The organism is Clostridium sp. CM039, from assembly GCF_055081075.1.
Genome location: NZ_CM143649.1, coordinates 1,433,084 through 1,452,045 on the forward strand (window position 1 = coordinate 1,433,084; position 18,962 = coordinate 1,452,045).

The following is an 18,962-nucleotide window of genomic DNA, read 5'->3' on the forward strand; positions in this document are numbered from 1 at the left end:
CATAATAAATTTTGCTGCCAATAGGGGTACAGGTAGTAACAGAACCAAAAACTACTATAAGTGTGTAAAAAAATTGAATTTTAAATTTAAATAGCTGTTTATCATCAATCTTAAGAAAAGAAAAAAGGCATCGCTGCCTTTTGGTTTGTTGAGCAATATATGAATGTTGCGTCATTTATGGAAATTAACTAATTTTGTAACGCAATACGCCATTCCTGTTGTGCCACCACAACCAACTATAATCAATATTGGTTCAAATTCTGCATATTTCATACTAAATGCAAAGGCTAAAAAGCCAATTATTGCACCAAAAAAATATATATAATAAGACTTATATTTCATAGTACCCCCTTTAAAATTGTTTCATCATCGCTTTAAGTTGCGACTTAATCACTAGAAATATAATACCATTAAATACTATTTTTACAAACCAATACAGCCTATCTTTATACATTTCATAATTTAGTTTGATGTTAAAACGAATTACTCTCCGTAAAGGTGTACTTTTTTAAACGGTATATAGAGCGTTCACTATATCTAATTTTTGTGTTTTTGAACGTTCATATTAAATAATTAGTATTCTCAAACACCTACTGTGTACAGATTAGGTTTAGTTATCGCCATATATTTACAGACCTATAGCTGATTTCTGTTCCGTTACTACCTAAACCCCTAATACAGAAAAAATGGTTTTAGAATTACCATTAGGTAATGAAGTATTCAAGTTGTCTTATATTAGGGGGTAGTATCCGCTAAGCGTAAATTTACCACGTTAAGATACATATTACCAAAATAACGATAAATCCAGGGAGAATATTAAATATACTCGTGTTATTTTAATATTTTTCTCAAAGGTTTTACATTAGCTAATATATATTTTTTATTACTTTTTTAGTTAGCATTATCAATACTATAATTCTACTTTTACTAACTTGTTTTGAGCAAAAAAATAAGAGTTTTATCATTTAGTGATTAAACCCTAGGTATATCAATGTTTTACAGTGATGTTATATATTTTTTCGAGTTAGAACTTTTTAGTATTAATTCTAAGTCGGAATATTTTGATAAAAGACTCTTTTGGTAATAACTGTCTCAACGTATATTTTCCGCGTTTTGCGAGCACTACCCCCATATGCAGTAGCAAATCTATTACAGAAAACAAAGTCCATATTAAGTTGCAAAATCATTGCAAATATAGAGGTAACTCAAAACTTTTAATATGTTCAAATTTTTTCATAATAACACCTGACGGAGATATTTCAAATGTAATGTTATCAATACCAATAGTATTATGCGCACCCACAAATGGTTTAACTTGAAGCTTTAATAAAAATCCAAATGTCCTATAACCATCAGGTCTAATAGCCTCTAAAACTTTTATATCAAAAAGGTCATATTGCACTGGCTTTTTATAGTATGATTCCAAGCCATCTTGTATATTTTCAAATCGCAATGTAGTAAAAATATCCTGATATAATTCTTCCGTAGAGTTTTTTTGTGGGATACTAGAAACTGAGGCATGGGAATTAATTGAAAAAGATAAAGACAAAAATAATGTCATTACTAAAAATAATATATTCTTTTTAATATATATCACCTCTTTTATTTATTAATTATATTATTATCTTATAATTAATAATTTATGAGAATTATGGTATGATCAAATGTATATTTTATGAATGTATTTATAATTCAGCTATCAAGACAATCAACATATCATGATATGTTGATTGTCGGTATCCTTTATGGAAATATTGAGGATGGAGAGACTAAAGACATAGATATTGAGGATAGGTATCATTCAATTTACCTGAAAATTGATTGGCGCAGAAGTAATGAATTATAAATCAATCTTAGTATGAGACTAAGATGCCGCACTCAAAGGCTGGTCCACATCAAATTTTCTCATTCATTCTTCATACGAAAACCTCATGTGGCATGGGTCTGTGTAGTACCGGAACACAGGCCCTAAATTTTACCATCTAAGTTTCATTTAAAGATCCCCGTTTATCATGTTTGCGGATTGCTCCACAGACTATGGCTGATGAAGGGAGATGGCGGGGAACGGCGGCTGGGGCAGTAAACAGGCCCGGCCCGAAGTTACAAGATACTTTGCTGTCGGCTGGCTAAATCAAGCCGTTATGTCCCGAAAAAGGGCACAGTTTATCAATCCCTCCGGTATACAGAAAACGGCGATTTTGATTTTCAAAACCACCGTTTTCTGTATATCTTTTTATGGCATAACGAACCCACGCCGAATAACGTTTTTTTCTTTTTCCGCTTGCGCGGCGGGTTTTTTGCCGTATTTTATTGTGGTACAACTTCGGGGCGATTGCGAATCACTTGAACTAGATGTTTTTTTGATTTTCTATCAAGTCAATATCGGTTTTGAATTAATTCATGTCATCCCGAAGCGCGTCAATAATATTTTCTTTTTTTATCTTGCTAACAGAATACAGCATCGTAATGAACACTACAAAGAGCACGCTGAACACGCTGATTGCCATACTGCCCCACGGGAACATAAAACCGATGTCCTCCCCGCTGCTGACCATCCCTTTGTAAATCAGCCAAGAGGAGATTGCCGCTATGGGAAGCCCGAAGAGCAACGCCTTCATGCCATAAAAGGCACACTCGAAATTCATCATCTTTTGGAAATCGCGGTCAGACATCCCCACAGATCGGAGCATGGCAAGCTCTCGCCGACGCAGCTTGATATTAGTGGAAATAGTGTTGAACACATTAGCAACCGCAATCAGCGAAATCATAATGATAAAAGTATAAGCGAACACGTTGACAATTAATATATAATTGCGGCTCTGATCAAACATTTCATAATAATTGTACAGTTTATAATTGGATTTAATTCCCACACCCTTAATCATCGCTTCCATTTTAGCCATCGACTTTGTGGGATTCTTTGATCTAAAGGTCAATCCCTTAATAACCGCATGGGTATCGGAGGTTTCAAACTTCTCTTTGAGCGAATAGGGGACCATCACGCTAAAAATGCACGGATTCTTCGACCCGGAGTTTCCTAGGATCGGGAGTGTATCAGGCGACACGGTATTGACAAACGTAATGCTTACGTTTCGCCCCTGTTTTATCTTCGGCTTGCCATTTGTTTCGGGAGCGATGGTAAAATTCATGGAAGAACTCTTGAATATATCAATCAGCTCGCTCTGCCCGGCTTTCGCGTTGTCTACCTTTTGGGCAACGGCGATCATTTTCGCGTTTTTCCCGGTATATTCCTTTACGGGCAAACCCAAGCCTTTGATAATATTCAGATAGGCGCTATCACCAAGAAACTGGATGTTCATTAGCAGATTAACCGTTTTGTCCGGCAAATTATAACCCGCGTATTTCCGGTAGCGGTCTGAAAAATTGCTTGCTTTAACCGCGCATGAATACTTCATAAGCGCTTGATACGAGCTTTCGTAAACACCGTCGGCGGTTTTTAATTTGTCGTAAAGCGGCAACATTTCGCTATCGTCCATGTCCTGTGTGGCCAAACCGATGTCAAAGGTAGTAACCTCTACTGTCCGCTCCGACACCTGTTTTATATCCGTTACAAAAGCACTGGTCGATATAAACAGCACTACGCTTAAAACAAGTGATAGCACAATGCTGCGATAGCGTTTCTTGTTTCTTTTAAAATTCTTTAGCGCAAGGGTTCCCTCCAAACCGTAAATACGCTGCGCCAGTTTTGACGTTTTCACGGCTTTGGATTCAACTTTGACCTCGTTCGTCTGGCGAATACTCTCCATAACGGGAGTGCTTGCGGCCTTTCTGGCCGGGATATAGGCCGAAATCAGAATTGTAACTATGCTGACTGCCGCCGCGCCGACAATCGCGGGGACGGACACTGTCAAGGTGAAATGGACGTTGCTGTAGAGAACGTGCTCAAAATTCTTGGCGACACCGGAAATCACAAGCCCGATGCTGCCTATGCCAACGATAACGCCAATCGGTATGCCGACCGCACCTATACAAAGTCCCTCAACTAGCACCGAATTTCGCAGCTGCCTCGCTGTGGCTCCCACCGACGAGAGAATCCCGAACTGGTGTGTGCGTTCATTCATTGATATGTTGAACGAATTATAAATCAGAAAAATCGAGCCTACCATTATCAATGCAACCAAAATGCCGCCAATCGAGTACAGAAGCGTGTTGAAAAACTTATCCTCCGAAAGACCCATGAAGCGCAACACATTATCGTTAAATACATAGCTATGGCTTTGGGCTGTGCTGCTTGCGTAAGCGTGAACCCCATGCGGGTTTTTAAGCGTGACAAATAGGTTTAAGCTGTCCGCTTTGCCTTCTGCATCTGCTTGCGTTATCAAGGTATATCCCGGCGCGGAAGACTCATCAAAACCGGGTTTTTCGCAGATTCCGACAACCTTGTAGGTTCTCTTGGCTTTTGGCATAAGAGTTTCTTTTCCAGAAATGTAAGGGTTTTGTTGACTGAGATTTTTGTTGACCTCCATGCGACTTCCGACAGCAAGTGAAAGCGTGTCACCCACCGCAAATTGAACGCCGCCGCTTGCTTCGACGCTCAGCGGAACAAGAATCTCCCCACTGTTTTTCGGCAATCTACCTGAAACCAGGGTTATGGGCAAGGTATCAAAGGCTTTCTTGCTAAATCCGGCTATAAAAAGATACGGCCTTTTGGGGTTTTTCCCTCCGTCAAGTTTTGCGTAGCCGATATTTTCAAATGTTGCGGTGTTTGCAACTCCATTGTCGAGAGTTCGTTCCTGTGCGAAAGAGGAATCAACGTTCAAATACTCGACGTGCCAATCGCCGTATTCCTGGGCCGCGCCTTTTGCCAGATAGTTCAGTATGGAAACACCCAAGGTAGCGACTGCCGTAATCATGGCGGCGGACAGGATAACCCCGATAACCGTTACAATCGTTCGTGTTTGGCTTTTTTTCATGCCTTGCAGGGTAACTTTATTGAAAATATTCATGGTCTCACCCTCTCGTCTCGCACTACTTTGCCGTCTGATATGCCGATAATGCGGTCTGCTTGCAGGGCGATATTTTCGTCATGGGTGACGAGGAGCAGGGTCTGCCCATATTTTTTATTGCTTTCTTTCAGCAGTTTGATGATTTCATGTCCATTTCGGCTGTCCAAACTGCCCGTGGGTTCATCGGCAAGCATGACCGCCGGGGAGTTCATCAAAGAGCGTCCTATGGAAACGCGCTGTTGCTGACCGCCCGAAAGCTGATTGGGTAAATGCGTTTTGCGGTCTTTTAGCCCAAGCAGTTCCAACAAGTCATTCAGCCGTTCCTCGTTGACCTTGCGCTTGTCCATCAGTATAGGCAAAGTGATGTTTTCCACCACATTCAGAGTGGGAATGAGGTTGTGAAACTGGTAAATCAACCCTACCTGCCGCCTGCGGAAAATGGCGAGTTTTTCATTGTTTTGGGCATATACATCCTGCCCCTCCAAATACACCTTTCCGCTTGTCGGCACGTCCACGCCGCCGATGATGTGAAGCAATGTGGATTTACCGGAGCCGGAGGAGCCGATAATTGCGGTAAACTCCCCCTTTTCGATTGTAAGCGAAACATGGTCAAGCGCGGTAACTTGGTTTTCGCCCTTTCCGTAGACCTTGTATAAATTTTCAATTTTTAAAAACTCCATTATGTGAGTCTCCTTTCTCATGTCTTACCCATATAATAGCACCTTAAACTTACATCTCTGTGACTTTCAGGTGAGAGATTAGTCACTTTGGGAAACGAATGGCAAATATTGCGCCGCCCTGCGGGTGATTTTTTGCGGTAATCGTCCCTCCCTGCCGTGTTATAATCATCTTGCAGAGAGCCAATCCAATCCCGTATCCTGTAGCGTTTGGGTTTTTCCCACGATAAAACCTGTTAAACAGGCAGGGTAAATCTTCTTTTTCAAAGCCCGCGCCGCTGTCGTGGATGGCAATCTCGGTAAACAGTGGGTTGTCCGTGCAGACAATCTCAATCTTCCCGTTCTCGCCTGCGCTCTCCATGCAATTTTTGAGGATGTTTTGAATTGCTTCCGAAAGCCAACCTGAATCACCCTGAATAATCATACCTTTCGGTGCATCTATTTGAAAATCAATATCGTGCAGTTCCATTGGGATTAGAAACGGGCGAATCGCGGCACATATCAAGTTGTTTACATCTATCTGCTCGCTTTGGAACACCACAATGCCCGCGTCCAAGCGGGATAACTTCAATAGGGAAGTAATCAGCCAATCCATCCGCACAAGCAATTCCTCTGTTTCCCGCACAAATGCTTTCCGCTCGGTTTCATCAGGGTTATTCGCTAACAATGACAGAATGAGGTTCACGGATGTGAGCGGGGTTCGGAGTTGGTGGGCTATGTCGGCCAGCGAACCTGCAAGATGTTCTTTTTCTTTTTTCAGCACGTCGTTTTGCTCCCGAATGCGCAACGTCATTTTTGTTATCTCGCTGTGCAGAATGGAAAGTTCGCCCTCGTCCGATTCACCAATATACAAATGGTCAGCATTATGAAGCACAAGATCGATTTGATCTGAAATCCGAGCAATGCTTTTGTATCGGGCTTTGGTAAACGCGAAAAACGCTGTGCCAAAGACGGCGGCAGAAGCAATGGCAAGGATTCCAGCCAACCTATTTATTGTAAATCCCAGCGTTACAGTGGTGGTAGCTATTAAGGAGAACAAGATTGCAAGCTGCCGAAACTCTCTATTCCGAAGCATACTCGCCCCCCAATCTATACCCCGTTCCGCGAACGGTCAGAACGATTTGCGGACTTGCGGGGTTGTTCTCTATCTTCTCCCGCAGGCGTTTGATGTACACGGTCAATGTATTGTCATTGACAAACTCGCCCGCCGCGTCCCACAATTCGTCAAGTAGCCTGCCCCTCGTGATAATGCTTTTGGGGTTTCTAATAAACACCAGCAACAAGCGGTATTCTAATGCTGAAAGGAAAACCTCGTTGCCGTTTTTCTTCACAACGCCGCTTGCCGTATCGACATAAAGCCCTCGGATTTCAAAAGCCGACCTAGAACGCCCGCTTTTTCGCAGGGCGGTTCCAATTCGCGCAATCAATTCACGCGGACGAAAAGGCTTGGTGATATAGTCGTCCGCGCCCATATTCAGGCCGGTAACAACACTCGCCTCATCGTCGTAAGCCGTCAGAAAGATAACGGGAATATCTTGCGTTTCTTTGATTTCCGTGCAAACCATAAAGCCATTTCCGTCAGGTAAAGAAATATCAATCAACGCCAAGTCAAATTTATTCCCGGCAAGAGCGGCAAGGGCTTCACTCCGCGTAGGGGCGTGGGTGACTGTAAATTTCTCCGCGCGGAGCAAAAGCATAAGGTTTTTAGCGATTGCCTTATCGTCCTCAACCAAAAATATCCGTTTCATTTATTTTCACCATCCTTTACTTTACTGCTCCTATATCGTCCGTCAGCCGGTTTTTCAGTGTCAGCAGGAACAAGCCATGTATTTCCCATTTTTTTAGCTCCCTTAATCCGCCCGGAAGAGCAATGGCACACAACCATTCTGTCTGTGATTCCCGAAATTTTCGCTGCTTCTTTTGTCGTTATATAATTCACGCATAATACCTTCATAACTCTATTGTATTTATTTTGACGGAAATTTACATGCTGAGGTATAAAACAAAAAATTACAGGAGCGTTGAAAAGCGTTCACGCTCCCGCAAAGGCTAAAGATGTTAGGCGGCTTTAAATGTCAGTATTCCGGCAAGCAGGCCAAGGTGGTACATACCTTGCGAATTTGCTCAAAATCCCCTTGCGGGATTTTTGGAAAATCTGCTTATTGGGGAGTATCCCCAATCCCCACTGAACACACAATAAATTGTGTGGCTACGCTCACTCCGTGAGCTGAAAAAATCACAGGTCAGATTATCTCTGCTCCTGTTATTTTTCTTTTTTTCGATGAGCCATATCGTCGCCTATAAGACGGTCAACATTTGCATTTGCGGTAACTACTTCCTACACTTCTTTTTTTACCGAATGGTACTTTGTATAGGCTTTTTTCTTTTGGGTGAGTAGCTCGGAATATTCTATTTGCAGAGCCTTGACAGTATGCAACTTTTTAACGCCCAGCTCATCAAAAGCCGCCTTTGCCCGGTTACAATTGAAATCTTTTTTCTCATATATACCTCCTGCTTGCAATTCATCTTATTGCTATAAATATAATTTTACCTAATTGACGTATTAACTTTAACCGTCTTATTTGGAATAATTTTATCGTAATTCGACAAAAACGCAACGAATATTGGGGGGGATAGGCAAAAACACCCACATTCGTACACAATGATTTTAAAATTTAAATTCATAAAAATAGTTAGATTTATGAACTTGTCAAGTAAAATAATTACATTTTTGTAATTATACTTTCCTTGACGTACGAAATATCATTTTCGCTGACACTACCCCAAAAATAAATTGACTATTTTATTTTTGGGAATGGCATTGCAATTTTACTTATTTTTCCACAGTTATACAATAATCTTATATTTCAAAATTCATCACCCTCATTGAATAATTATTATAAGATTGTCAATAATTTAGATATCCTACTTTAGTTAAAAAATTATTTACAAAAGCTTATAAATAGATTAGCAAAAGATGCAAAAGTAATTCTACATCCGATGAATAATTTGAGAATTATTTATAGGAGGAATTGTCATGAATCATCTTAAAGTAGGATTTTTCGTAGTATCCATCATAATACTTTCCATACATTATAAGGTAGTTGAGATTAATTTTAATATCCTGTCGAAGAATGTAGGAAATATTGCTGTATGGATAGCTTGTACTATGCTAGGAGCGATTATTTCATCCTGGCTTGAATAATGAGCCGGAAGGTAGCTTCAATAAAAAGAAGTTGCCTTTTGCTTTTTACAAATTATTTACAATTCGCAATGTTTAGTAAGTTCGACATATCACAGTTACTGCATTTTATTCGTCAATTATATCCTACAATATATTCTCAATATTGCTCTTAATAATCACAGCTGTTCCTGTTATTGTAATTAAAAACAACCGATATGTTTTATATATGAATAATGTTTCCTGCACTTGCTTTTTCTAATCGATTGATTATAGAATTCCCTAACCCATTGTTATTGGGAGCTTGTATATAAATATGACTTACACTCAATTTATCACATTCTCTAATCAAATCAAACATCTTTTGTGCAGCTATATTTAACATTTTAAAGCTTCCTAAACTATATATATGTTGATAGTCCTTAAAATCGTTTAAAAATTCTTGAAAACAAATTACAACATCATTCTCATTTGCATTTTCTTTAATCCATTTAGAAGTTTTTACATAATCTCCTTCAACCAATGTTAGTGGTGCATCTGGTGCATAGTGTTTATATTTCATTCCTGGAGCCTTTGGAATTTCATTTTCTTTCACGCTTAATAAATCCTTTTTATATATAAGATTTGGAATCACATTACATATGTCATCCAAGCTTATTGCTCCTGGCCTTAGCAGTATTGGGGCTGGAGTAGACATATCTATAATTGTTGACTCTAACCCAATTGAACACGGCCCTCCATCTAAAATACAAGAAATTTTTCCATTTAAATCATTGTAGCAATGCTCGGCACTAGTAGTTGATGGCTTTCCTGATAAATTTGCAGATGGAGCTACTAATAAAGTTCCACTTTCTTTAATTATAGCCCTTGCTATTTCACTTTTTGGGAATCTAACTCCTACAGTTTTCATTCCTGCAGTAATTGTATCTGAAATGCAATCTTTCTTATTAAAAATCAAAGTTACTGATCCCGGCCAAAAAGTACCAAATACTTTCTCTGCTTCTTTTGAAATATCTTTGCATATGTCATACACTTGTTCCAATTTATATATATGTACCAATAATGGATTATCCTGTGGCCTTCCTTTAACTTCAAATATTTTTTTTATTGCATTTTCATTAAAAGCATCTGCGGCTAATCCATAAACAGTTTCTGTTGGAATTGCAATCACTTCACCATTTCTTAGATACTCTGCACCTTTTACAATATTTTTATAATTAATATTTAAATCTTTAACATTTAATATTTCTGTTTCCATAGATAAACTGCCTCCTATTTGCGTAATTTGTTTGGTATAATAACCATTACTATTTATCCCACTAATGGCTGTTATACCACACACCTATTCAGTTCCAAAAACAACCGTTTATGGTGCTTATACAGTTGACGAGCAATAAAAGAATGTTGTAAATTATAACCACTATAAATTTAATTCCATTTTTTTGTTTCTTGTTAACATTCCCATTTTTTCATAAAAATAAATTGCACCTTTATTAAATTCCCATACAACTAATTGTAATGATGAAGCACCTTCTGCTCTTACATAATCTACAATATATTGAAATAATAATCTTCCAATCCCATTTTTCTTATAATTTGAATTGACACAGAAATCATCTATATAAGCCACTCTTCTTGGTATTAATATTGATACGCTTTGCATATCAATAATTTTCACTGTACTATAAGCAATTGATTCTTTTTTATCAGTATTTTCAACAACAAATAATTTTGTATTATATGTATTCAATAAATTACTAAAATGCTCTTTTAATAAAGGATTATTGATATTAAAAACATCTGGTCTATTTTCAACATGCAAATTATATACCTCGGCATTAAGGTTACTAATATCATTGTAATCACTACTAATTGCTTCTCTTACTGTTAAATTCATAAAAATCCCTCCTCCATTAGTTCGTTATATATTACAATTATTCATGTATCGTAGAATGTCACGGTAGACGTATTAGTCACCCAGTACACTCCGCACAGATCCCAGCGTGCGGAACTACCGCAGCGGGCTCTTCAAATATATTCGCTTACGTAATCACTCAAAACAGGTTTCGATTCTCATTTGTGTTTCTGCTCTTTCCACTACTCTATGTTTAATTAGTCCATACCAATTCATCTTTTTATTAAACTCTTCCAAGTTGAAACCCTTTCTTTGATTTCTACGATTCATCCATTTATACAATATTCTTAGGGATGGTCCATAGAATTCACTAAGTCCCTTACTATTTCCTATTACTCCGTAATAGTTGAAATATCCCCTGTATTTAGAATTTAACATTGTCACAATCCAAGGCTCATTCCTCTAAATAGATTGTATGGTATTAAAACAGCAAAACTCGGTGTATGCATTTTTTTAGATGAAACATCATTATGAAATTTTTCTGCCAACCTTCTGCATTTTATTTTTATTCTTTTATTTACTGTATAATCATTCCAACTATATGATATGACAGGTAATTTATAACAATAGTTAAATCCAATTCCTTTTAGCCACGCCGAAAGGTAGTTTACTGCACTATTACCGCCTACTCCACCCACTGTTGTAACAACTATTGCTTTGTTTTTGAAAAAGTGAGGTCTGTGAAACATATAGCACAAGTGGTCAATCAAATTTTTAGTCAAAGCGTTTGGTTGCATATTAAAGGTTGTCATTGCAAAAATCACGCCATCACTTTCATCAATTTTATCAATTATTCTCTGCATAATTTTATGATGCGGACAGTGTTCATGCCCTTTTCTAAAACAAAGACTACATCCAGTGCAAAAGGGTAGTTCCAAATCTGTTAACTGTATTTCCTCAAATGTTGATTCAGGTGAGATTTCATGTAAATCTTCCTGAATCAATTTAACTAACCGCCATGTATTACCCCTATGAGGGCTTCCATTAAATATTAAATATTTAATATTATTTCATCTCCTTCTAAAAATATTCATAGTTCATAGAGCAGTGATGTTTATGAATCCCTTCATCCTTATTTTCTTTTTCAAAGGTAGTATAAATAATATTTAATACGCAATATTATACTGTTGTAACACAAAATATTTATTTAATTATACTATCATTACCGTAAATTGTATACTAACCCAATATATATATGATAAGTGGCAGGTAAATAGGTATAGTACAAAGATTCATCTTATGTACTATACCTATTTATCATCAATCTTAGGAAAAAGAAAAAAGGCATTGCTGCCGTTTGTGGCTGTTGGACAATAACCTTTTTTCTGTGTTAATTCATCAAAATTACCTATCTCCTCTATCCTTCCATTGTTGGCTACTATTATCCCATCATACATTCTGAGTACTTCATCAACAAGTTTGTGTGTAACTACCATACACGTCAATTCATCAATACCTAAAATTACAGGTACAGTTGACATACGTGTAAAAACCGGCCACATTCTGGATATTGATTCCAGTACATGGCTTTAGTTCTTAAACAATAAAATACTGTTATGAATTAACATAAGTGATTATTTTATCTATATTTTTCTTTCTTGTAAAATCTACGGGCTTATCGTAGCAGGCTAGCATGCCTCTTTCATCAGGTGTTAAATCTTTTTTCATCTTCACCTTCATCTGCATCTTCCATTTTAGTAATGTCATAAGCACCTTATCAAAAGGCTTTAGTTTACTATAATTAAATCCACCTCTTAAATAAAAGAACTGTATATGTTTCTGTTCTCCAGGAGTAAAGTTTGTATTTCTTACTTCATCTATCGCCTCTTGGCTAGAGGGAGATGCTCCCGTTGCAAAAATAATGACTTTTTTATCTTTAAGTATATCCAAGTTCTTTGTTATATATTTTACTCCATTGATACCAACAGCATACAAACTGCCACCGTAAATCACGATGTCATAGGCTGCCACTATATTGGTTGCAACATTTGAAACATCAAAAATATCAGCCGATAACTCCTCTGCAATCCATTCTGCATATTGCTTTGTAAAACCTGTTTTTGATTTGTAAATTACTACAACTTTCATTATTAGAACCTCTTTCAATATAAATTTCTTGGAATTAAAATACAACTAAGCCTTACATCTACCTAAAATCAATAAAGAGATAGCTTCTACGTTCCAAATCATAATCTATTGGCTCCTTTTATTTTCTTGAAACTCCTTTAACAAGGAGTTCTACATAAGCATTTGTTGTAGCAGTTATTATATTTTCATCATAAACGTTATTTAACACAATCATAGTAACCACACCCAATATACTTGTAGTCATTAAAACTGCTGTAAATTTTGTATCATTTATAACAAAATCATCTGAGGAAACACCTTTATTTAGCATATTTACAAGTAGGTTTACTTAATATCCCTCATTTTTAAGGGTTGATATAATCTCTACATATTTTTCCATTACATCAAATCCTTTATAATCATCTCTTCTTAAATCTATAATATCTCCATGAGAGATTCCACGCCTATGCTTATTTTTAAGCACACCTTTAAATTCTCCCCATTTAGCAGAATTAATAGATACTAAACCATCATTTTCACCTTCCGTTAACTTCACTAAAATATAAGGAATGGTCACTATATAATCACTAAACATATGCTTTATAAAGCTTATCAGGCATATTACAAGCAATATCAACAAACTTACATCCTCTATGAGGTGATGACACCATTGTTAGCGATGCAACATATTCCCCCATCTCTAACTTACTAATCATATAACGTGCATCTAATCCACCTTTTGAATGTGCTATAATATTTACCTTTTCACATCCTGTTGCCTTAACAATATCAAGAATTTTATCTTTAATGTCCTGCGCATTACATTCCACTGTTCCCCAAGCTTCTTGATTTCCATAATAAACTGTTGCCCCATTACGAATCAATTCCTTAGGTATTCTTCCCCAATAATTAATGTATTTTAAATCTCTAAATCCAACTCCATGAACTAACACAAGAGGATATTTTGTTTTACATACCTCTAAGTCAACACGTGCTTCATTATTAATTACCTTATAACACTCATGATCATATTCTATTTTTGCAATATGACAAGCATACAACATTATAAAAATATTTATAATTGGAATAAAGACCATAACGGCTACTATATATCTTTTTAATATACTTAGCCTTCTTGAAGTACATAAGATTCGTAACATTCCATTTGCAAGTAAAGTAATAGTAGTCAATACCATAATAATAACATCTATTACAACGATATTATTAGAAATAACGAAGTCTTTTATTGCTTTAAACCCTATTATGTATATTAAGATTTGAATAAACGCTACATACAATCCATAGAGAACAAGACGTTTGCCACCTAACATTACCTTTAATCTAATGTTAACAATTTGCTTAAATGCGTTTGGGGCTATGTTTATTTTTAACCAAATATAAAAACTGAAAATAATTATTTGGATTAAAATAATCCATTTGCATATAACTTTATCTTGTCCAAATTTAGTGCGTTCGCTAAAAAGCCACCCTAACAAAACAATATGAGGTGCAAAAATAAAATATATGCTCATGAATTTTTTATTGAGTAAAAGTACCTTATTGCTAAGATCTAAGCATATGATGCTTATTATTAGTATTGCTAAAGCAAACGTTATTATAAATACTATCATTTAAATCCACCCTTTAATTCTGCACATTCTTAATATAAAATGTTTTAAAATTCATGTATTAACATTACTTATATTGGTATTCCAAACAAAGAATCTTTTTCCATTGATTCATCACTAGGTTTGCTTTGTTTATTATAGTTATTTCTATTACTAACTTTCGGAAATTTTTTATGATTATTGCCTTTACTCATATGTCTTCTTTATGCCATCTTCTATAATTTTAAACAGATTTTCAAAATTAATAGGCTTACTGATATAATCATCCATACCAGCTTCTATACACTTAACTCTAGCGCCATCCATAAGCCTTACTAATTCTTTACTAATTTCAAGACCAAGACCAGTTCCTCCAAATTTTCTAGTATTTGAGTTATCTGCCTGTGTAAACGGCTTAAATAGTTGATTTAAATCCTCTTGACTAAGGTTTAAATTAAAATATATATATATGTCCTACCTTTAAAAATTCCTATAAGTACAAGAGTGGGAACTTTTTCGACATTAATTTACCATATCCTCCTAAAATACTCAATAAAATGCTTACAATATGCCCAAGTTCACTTTCCAAAATTAAAACCGGAATTCAAGAAACAGTGGTCGCATTATTTCATCCGGACTTGACCCTGCAGTAATATCTACCCATAAACTTCATCACACAGTTGACTACATTTCTGAACCTAACCAGACTTGGTGAAGAAATGTGTCTTGTCTAAGATTTGAAGATTTTCTTGATTTGAAAAATAGACTTGAGTACATCACATGACCTATTCGAAATACTCTCGAGCAAGGCAAACGACAACATTCTGTTATACGAGAACATTGTCCCTACTTCAATCATTTATTCCTCTATCCAGTAATATCTGCATCATTTGGCCCGTCAGTCAAATTGCCTGAAATTAAAATTGAATGTCCCCAGAATAAGTCACCATCATTGTGCCAAAATTCGAATTCACCATTTGGGTTTATAGTAATTTCTTCAAGTATTATACAATTTCTGAACTGCTCAGATGTTACCTTGTCCTCTTCTTCCTCAAGCCAACTTTCATTTTTGATTTTCAATAATTCATGTACAGCATATTTGCATACACGGTTATTCCATGTTACCTGATCTTCCCATAAGGTTTTTGCAACCTGTAGACCTAAATTTATGCCCTCTGGTTCATCTACCGACAAATTCAGTTTAATACTTTTCCCATTCCAGCTTATATCTCCTATATACCAATTAACTTGCCTATTAAAAGTAAATGTTCCTAAGATACTATCAATATAAATAATTGGTTTTTTAAGTTCCTCTAAATATACGTTTAATTCATTATCATTTGAAACAAATTCAATAAATCCTTCAAAAAGTGCATCAGATCTACCAAATACACTCTCCTCTATAACACGAGCATTAATTTTTATTATTGTCTCAGGCCTAATCATATTTCTAATATCATTCAGTTCCTCATGAGTAACTTTTCGTCTAATATGTAATGGTTCAGTCTTTAGATATTCCTTCACAACTCTCCATGCAACAAGTTTCACACCTAAAGTCCATAGCTTCTCACCACCTGTTCTTCCAGCACTAACTCCGTTTATATCCACTATACCTATAACCTCTGATATAGGACATGATCCAAGTTGTTCTAACAACTGTTTTTCACTTTTAGCCACGTCTTTCATTTTTTATCCTCCTAATTCTATAATTTCATTTACTTTTCTATGGGAGCACCTTATACCACAATTTACTTCAGGAAAAACCATCCTTATAATAAGCGATAAAATCCGGTGTTTTATTTAAATATTGAAAAACTGGCTTTAATCTATTTACTAAATTAATCCCAATCAACAAGAGTGCATTATCAAAGAAATCGCTTTTAAACGCTATTGCTTTACTAATATCTAAAATATGATGTTCATTATTAATACAATAATAAGCATCTAAAATCTCCTTAGATTCCTTAGATAAGATTTCTTCAAAAAACCTATATGAAAAATCAGCTGGGTTATATCTCAGTCCATCTAATCCTAAAGTCTGAACTTGTTTATAATTTGAGTCTTCTTTCACACTTATTTCTAGCGCTTCATTGGTATTAATTGATATCCCTATCCCTCCAACCTCAGTATCTATTTCTAATACAACAACATATACATCTCTGTTTTCTTTTTCTTTGCTAAACTCAATAATTTTCCTTTCGCAGTCTAAAAACAATAAATCTTCAATTTCTTTTTCATTAACTAGAAATACTTCTTTTCCTTTAATACTATCAAGCTCTTCAAAGGTCTTATTTGAATAGTAAACTTTGTATCCCTCACCAACTTTAGTTCTTTCACCATTAATTAATTGCTGTAGCCACGCACAATACTCCATATACACACCTCCCCGGTTTCATGAAAACTTATAAATATTTAATTATTTGTCACTATTTCATCAAAGTATCAATTAGTTTGTACCTTCTTTTTTGATCGGATTTTCAATCACGCTAAATCCACTCCCAGCATTTCATTTATCTATTAAACTTTATTCTATCTTATCTAAATTGGTTGTTATTTAAGATAGTCATTCCAATGATAATTCAGATTTAAATGCTATTATGGCATTTCCTGAAATTTTAATTTCTACAGGTTCTTTATTTTCTATCTTTACCTCAACGTCGATAATACCTGTTCTTTTTATAGCTTCACCTTGTTTAGCTTTGAATCTAAATAAAGAATTATTATGATTAACCAATTTGTGATGAACCAGATATGCACCCAAAGGACCATTTGCATTACCAGTTACAGGATCTTCATTAATGCCTATCGCAGGAGCAAACATTCTGCCATGTACTAAAATATCAGTATCTTGAGTATTAACTGTAAAAACGTAATATCCATTACACTTAATATCGTTGCTCAATTTAGAAAGGGCATCATAATTTGGTTTCATTTTATTTAAAGTTTCAATGTTTTTTATACCAATCATAACCTTAGAGTGACCTGTTGAAACTACCTGTATTGGATAATCTTCTAGTAAATCCTTATTACTTATATTCAACGCCAATGTAATATTTTTTATATTTATTCCATCAATAATCGATCCAAATTCAATCTTACCTTGTGTCATAATAATTTTATAGTCATCATTTTCTTTTACTATATCAACAGGTAAAATTCCAGCACCAGTTTTATGATAAACCCTAGAAGTAACAAGCCTGTTTTCAATTGCACGGGCATAGTGAGCCGCAATAGTTGCATGTCCACAAATTGGCACTTCATTTGTTGGAGTGAAAAACCGTATGTGAACATCATACTCATCATTATTTGAAGATAGAATAAATGCTGTTTCAGAATTATTAAGTTCCCTAGCTATTTTCTGCATTTCAGCTTCAGTTAATCCGTCAGCATTTGTTATTACTCCAGCTGGATTTCCAGAAAACTTCTCCTTAGTGAATGAGTCAATTTGGTATAAATTATATTTCCTTGTCATAATATCCCCCCTAAGGCAGTATCAATTTATATGACACAATCTGTCTATTTCGTCTGCTCTCTCAAGTAATTTTGCAATTGTTTATTACGAGATTTACGAACAATGTGACTTAACTACAATTGTTAATAATTCTTATTCTTTCAGTGATGTAATTTATGTTTATAATTTTCGTAGAATATATTCAGTAAAATCTTTTACTATATTATCATCAATTTGGTCTAAAACTTTGTTTTTTAAGAGCAATGTTAAGATTAGCAACCCAACAAAAATATTAATATATACATCTTTTAAGTCAAACGTGAAAAAACCATTTACTAATATGTAATCTAAACTACCGTTCCAAAAAATCTTGTCAATTAATGAACACATAGCACCAGAAAATATAAAAGCATACATGCTATTAATAGTTTTGTTAGTTCCAAATTGTTTATTTAAATATTGATAAAACAGATATATTAATATACTCATAATTGCCACTAGTGAAATATGTATATACTTACTGATACCTAATTGCAACATAGAATTAAACCATGAATAGTGCCTATTGAACATAGGCTCAAAGTATAGCAAATGAGGCAATATTGTAGATCTCTTGTCAAGAAAATTGTTGTTAATTACTATTTTAATAACCTGATCTATTGTTACTAAAATAAGCACTACTATATATGTCTTTTTGTTTTGAATTTTCATATTTATTCTGCACCACCTAATATAATTAATTTTTTTACATCTTTCACATTTAACTAGCGCTTATCGCTATATCTATCTGAGTATCTAGCAGGCACCGCATATTCAATTTCAAATTCCGCTTTTTATTTGCTTTAATCAATTTCATTTTAAGAGGAACATCCAATCTGAAAATTTAATTTCATACCATTTGCCTCGCCGTATTATACAATCCAGACGCAAAATATATTTTATATCATACCATGATTGCCATTAATTTCATATAATCATACATAATAAAACTAACTAACTGCCCAGGTGCCGTTCTATTTATCTCTCTCCTTAATGATTAAAATAACATATTAATCACAATTCATAATATGAGAAACTGAAATAATATAAAATGTGTA

General features: G+C 35.3%; 19 protein-coding genes and 3 pseudogenes. 1 reads left to right on the plus strand and 21 read right to left on the minus strand.

From position 1 onward, the window contains the following. Nucleotides 1–171: 171 nt before the first annotated feature. The 7 genes and pseudogenes from ACWJJ2_RS06725 to ACWJJ2_RS06755 all read right to left on the minus strand — a co-directional run. Nucleotides 172–342, minus strand: coding sequence for a hypothetical protein (locus ACWJJ2_RS06725; RefSeq protein WP_220286658.1), 171 nt, complete (start codon nucleotides 340–342; stop codon nucleotides 172–174). Nucleotides 343–1,183: 841 nt separating this feature from the next. Continuing rightward, nucleotides 1,184–1,561: a DUF3888 domain-containing protein gene (locus ACWJJ2_RS06730; protein WP_462954059.1), complete on the minus strand. Its 378-nt coding sequence runs from the start codon at nucleotides 1,559–1,561 to the stop codon at nucleotides 1,184–1,186. 832 nt (nucleotides 1,562–2,393) lie between these two features. Next, nucleotides 2,394–4,967: an ABC transporter permease gene (locus ACWJJ2_RS06735; protein WP_462954060.1), complete on the minus strand. Its 2,574-nt coding sequence runs from the start codon at nucleotides 4,965–4,967 to the stop codon at nucleotides 2,394–2,396. Beyond that, nucleotides 4,964–5,647, minus strand: a complete 684-nt coding sequence (locus tag ACWJJ2_RS06740; protein ID WP_220286654.1) for an ABC transporter ATP-binding protein — start codon at nucleotides 5,645–5,647, stop codon at nucleotides 4,964–4,966. The genes ACWJJ2_RS06735 and ACWJJ2_RS06740 overlap by 4 nt, the downstream gene beginning before the upstream one ends. Nucleotides 5,648–5,729: 82 nt before the next feature. Then, nucleotides 5,730–6,719 (minus strand): sensor histidine kinase, encoded by a 990-nt coding sequence (locus tag ACWJJ2_RS06745; RefSeq protein ID WP_220286653.1) that lies wholly within the window; start codon nucleotides 6,717–6,719, stop codon nucleotides 5,730–5,732. Beyond that, nucleotides 6,706–7,392 (minus strand): response regulator transcription factor, encoded by a 687-nt coding sequence (locus tag ACWJJ2_RS06750; protein ID WP_220286652.1) that lies wholly within the window; start codon nucleotides 7,390–7,392, stop codon nucleotides 6,706–6,708. Before ACWJJ2_RS06750 ends, ACWJJ2_RS06745 begins: the two co-directional genes overlap by 14 nt. A gap of 119 nt (nucleotides 7,393–7,511) precedes the next feature. Beyond that, a pseudogene (locus ACWJJ2_RS06755) lies at nucleotides 7,512–7,598 on the minus strand (hypothetical protein); the annotation flags it as partial. Nucleotides 7,599–8,681: 1,083 nt separating this feature from the next. On the opposite strand from ACWJJ2_RS06755, the gene ACWJJ2_RS06760 reads away from it, so the two are divergent. Then, a complete protein-coding gene (locus tag ACWJJ2_RS06760) occupies nucleotides 8,682–8,849 on the plus strand; it encodes a hypothetical protein (protein WP_462954061.1) in 168 nt (55 codons plus the stop codon). A 199-nt stretch (nucleotides 8,850–9,048) separates the two neighbouring features. On the opposite strand, the gene ACWJJ2_RS06765 is transcribed toward ACWJJ2_RS06760, so the two are convergent. The 14 genes and pseudogenes from ACWJJ2_RS06765 to ACWJJ2_RS06830 all read right to left on the minus strand — a co-directional run bounded on the left by ACWJJ2_RS06765 (nucleotide 9,049) and on the right by ACWJJ2_RS06830 (nucleotide 18,576). After that, nucleotides 9,049–10,083: an L-threonylcarbamoyladenylate synthase gene (locus ACWJJ2_RS06765; RefSeq protein WP_220286650.1), complete on the minus strand. Its 1,035-nt coding sequence runs from the start codon at nucleotides 10,081–10,083 to the stop codon at nucleotides 9,049–9,051. Between the two features lie 162 nt (nucleotides 10,084–10,245). Continuing rightward, nucleotides 10,246–10,722 (minus strand): GNAT family N-acetyltransferase, encoded by a 477-nt coding sequence (locus ACWJJ2_RS06770; protein ID WP_462954062.1) that lies wholly within the window; start codon nucleotides 10,720–10,722, stop codon nucleotides 10,246–10,248. A gap of 153 nt (nucleotides 10,723–10,875) precedes the next feature. Continuing rightward, a complete protein-coding gene (locus ACWJJ2_RS06775; RefSeq protein WP_220286648.1) occupies nucleotides 10,876–11,118 on the minus strand; it encodes a hypothetical protein in 243 nt (80 codons plus the stop codon). 2 nt (nucleotides 11,119–11,120) lie between these two features. After that, nucleotides 11,121–11,684 (minus strand): flavodoxin family protein, encoded by a 564-nt coding sequence (locus ACWJJ2_RS06780; RefSeq protein ID WP_462954063.1) that lies wholly within the window; start codon nucleotides 11,682–11,684, stop codon nucleotides 11,121–11,123. Between the two features lie 306 nt (nucleotides 11,685–11,990). Then, on the minus strand, nucleotides 11,991–12,221 hold the full coding sequence (locus ACWJJ2_RS06785) for a hypothetical protein (RefSeq protein ID WP_220320222.1): 231 nt from the start codon (nucleotides 12,219–12,221) through the stop codon (nucleotides 11,991–11,993). Between the two features lie 73 nt (nucleotides 12,222–12,294). Beyond that, nucleotides 12,295–12,828 (minus strand): flavodoxin domain-containing protein, encoded by a 534-nt coding sequence (locus tag ACWJJ2_RS06790; RefSeq protein WP_216303606.1) that lies wholly within the window; start codon nucleotides 12,826–12,828, stop codon nucleotides 12,295–12,297. Between the two features lie 118 nt (nucleotides 12,829–12,946). Further along, on the minus strand, nucleotides 12,947–13,138 hold the full coding sequence (locus ACWJJ2_RS06795) for a hypothetical protein (RefSeq protein ID WP_216303605.1): 192 nt from the start codon (nucleotides 13,136–13,138) through the stop codon (nucleotides 12,947–12,949). A gap of 18 nt (nucleotides 13,139–13,156) precedes the next feature. Further along, nucleotides 13,157–14,438 (minus strand): annotated as a pseudogene (locus tag ACWJJ2_RS06800) (esterase/lipase family protein). 68 nt (nucleotides 14,439–14,506) lie between these two features. Further along, nucleotides 14,507–14,629, minus strand: a complete 123-nt coding sequence (locus tag ACWJJ2_RS06805) for a hypothetical protein (protein WP_258280718.1) — start codon at nucleotides 14,627–14,629, stop codon at nucleotides 14,507–14,509. 103 nt (nucleotides 14,630–14,732) lie between these two features. Continuing rightward, nucleotides 14,733–14,843, minus strand: a pseudogene (locus ACWJJ2_RS06810) (ATP-binding protein); the annotation flags it as partial. Between the two features lie 438 nt (nucleotides 14,844–15,281). Beyond that, the gene (locus ACWJJ2_RS06815) at nucleotides 15,282–16,100 is read right to left on the minus strand and encodes a DUF2262 domain-containing protein (RefSeq protein ID WP_220286646.1); all 819 of its coding nucleotides are present in this window, start codon (nucleotides 16,098–16,100) and stop codon (nucleotides 15,282–15,284) included. 67 nt (nucleotides 16,101–16,167) lie between these two features. Continuing rightward, the gene (locus ACWJJ2_RS06820) at nucleotides 16,168–16,788 is read right to left on the minus strand and encodes a DUF4303 domain-containing protein (RefSeq protein ID WP_220286645.1); all 621 of its coding nucleotides are present in this window, start codon (nucleotides 16,786–16,788) and stop codon (nucleotides 16,168–16,170) included. Nucleotides 16,789–16,977: 189 nt separating this feature from the next. After that, nucleotides 16,978–17,886, minus strand: a complete 909-nt coding sequence (locus ACWJJ2_RS06825) for a PhzF family isomerase (RefSeq protein WP_220286644.1) — start codon at nucleotides 17,884–17,886, stop codon at nucleotides 16,978–16,980. Nucleotides 17,887–18,045: 159 nt separating this feature from the next. Then, entirely contained in the window at nucleotides 18,046–18,576 is a 531-nt protein-coding gene (locus tag ACWJJ2_RS06830; protein WP_220286643.1) for a signal peptidase II, read from the minus strand. Nucleotides 18,577–18,962: the final 386 nt, after the last annotated feature.

Bases quoted from the DNA above. Each gene is read 5' to 3' on its own strand.
- ACWJJ2_RS06740 (WP_220286654.1), bottom strand. From the start codon at position 5,647: ATGGAGTTTTTAAAAATTGAAAATTTATACAAGGTCTACGGAAAGGGC.
- ACWJJ2_RS06770 (WP_462954062.1), bottom strand. From the start codon at position 10,722: ATGAATTTAACAGTAAGAGAAGCAATTAGTAGTGATTACAATGATATT.
- ACWJJ2_RS06820 (WP_220286645.1), bottom strand. From the start codon at position 16,788: ATGGAGTATTGTGCGTGGCTACAGCAATTAATTAATGGTGAAAGAACT.
- ACWJJ2_RS06750 (WP_220286652.1), bottom strand. From the start codon at position 7,392: ATGAAACGGATATTTTTGGTTGAGGACGATAAGGCAATCGCTAAAAAC.
- ACWJJ2_RS06725 (WP_220286658.1), bottom strand. From the start codon at position 342: ATGAAATATAAGTCTTATTATATATATTTTTTTGGTGCAATAATTGGC.
- ACWJJ2_RS06785 (WP_220320222.1), bottom strand. From the start codon at position 12,221: ATGTCAACTGTACCTGTAATTTTAGGTATTGATGAATTGACGTGTATG.
- ACWJJ2_RS06790 (WP_216303606.1), bottom strand. From the start codon at position 12,828: ATGAAAGTTGTAGTAATTTACAAATCAAAAACAGGTTTTACAAAGCAA.
- ACWJJ2_RS06760 (WP_462954061.1), top strand. From the start codon at position 8,682: ATGAATCATCTTAAAGTAGGATTTTTCGTAGTATCCATCATAATACTT.
- ACWJJ2_RS06765 (WP_220286650.1), bottom strand. From the start codon at position 10,083: ATGGAAACAGAAATATTAAATGTTAAAGATTTAAATATTAATTATAAA.
- ACWJJ2_RS06775 (WP_220286648.1), bottom strand. From the start codon at position 11,118: ATGTTAAATTCTAAATACAGGGGATATTTCAACTATTACGGAGTAATA.
- ACWJJ2_RS06825 (WP_220286644.1), bottom strand. From the start codon at position 17,886: ATGACAAGGAAATATAATTTATACCAAATTGACTCATTCACTAAGGAG.
- ACWJJ2_RS06745 (WP_220286653.1), bottom strand. From the start codon at position 6,719: ATGCTTCGGAATAGAGAGTTTCGGCAGCTTGCAATCTTGTTCTCCTTA.
- ACWJJ2_RS06795 (WP_216303605.1), bottom strand. From the start codon at position 13,138: ATGCTAAATAAAGGTGTTTCCTCAGATGATTTTGTTATAAATGATACA.
- ACWJJ2_RS06830 (WP_220286643.1), bottom strand. From the start codon at position 18,576: ATGAAAATTCAAAACAAAAAGACATATATAGTAGTGCTTATTTTAGTA.
- ACWJJ2_RS06735 (WP_462954060.1), bottom strand. From the start codon at position 4,967: ATGAATATTTTCAATAAAGTTACCCTGCAAGGCATGAAAAAAAGCCAA.
- ACWJJ2_RS06730 (WP_462954059.1), bottom strand. From the start codon at position 1,561: ATGACATTATTTTTGTCTTTATCTTTTTCAATTAATTCCCATGCCTCA.
- ACWJJ2_RS06815 (WP_220286646.1), bottom strand. From the start codon at position 16,100: ATGAAAGACGTGGCTAAAAGTGAAAAACAGTTGTTAGAACAACTTGGA.
- ACWJJ2_RS06805 (WP_258280718.1), bottom strand. From the start codon at position 14,629: ATGAGTAAAGGCAATAATCATAAAAAATTTCCGAAAGTTAGTAATAGA.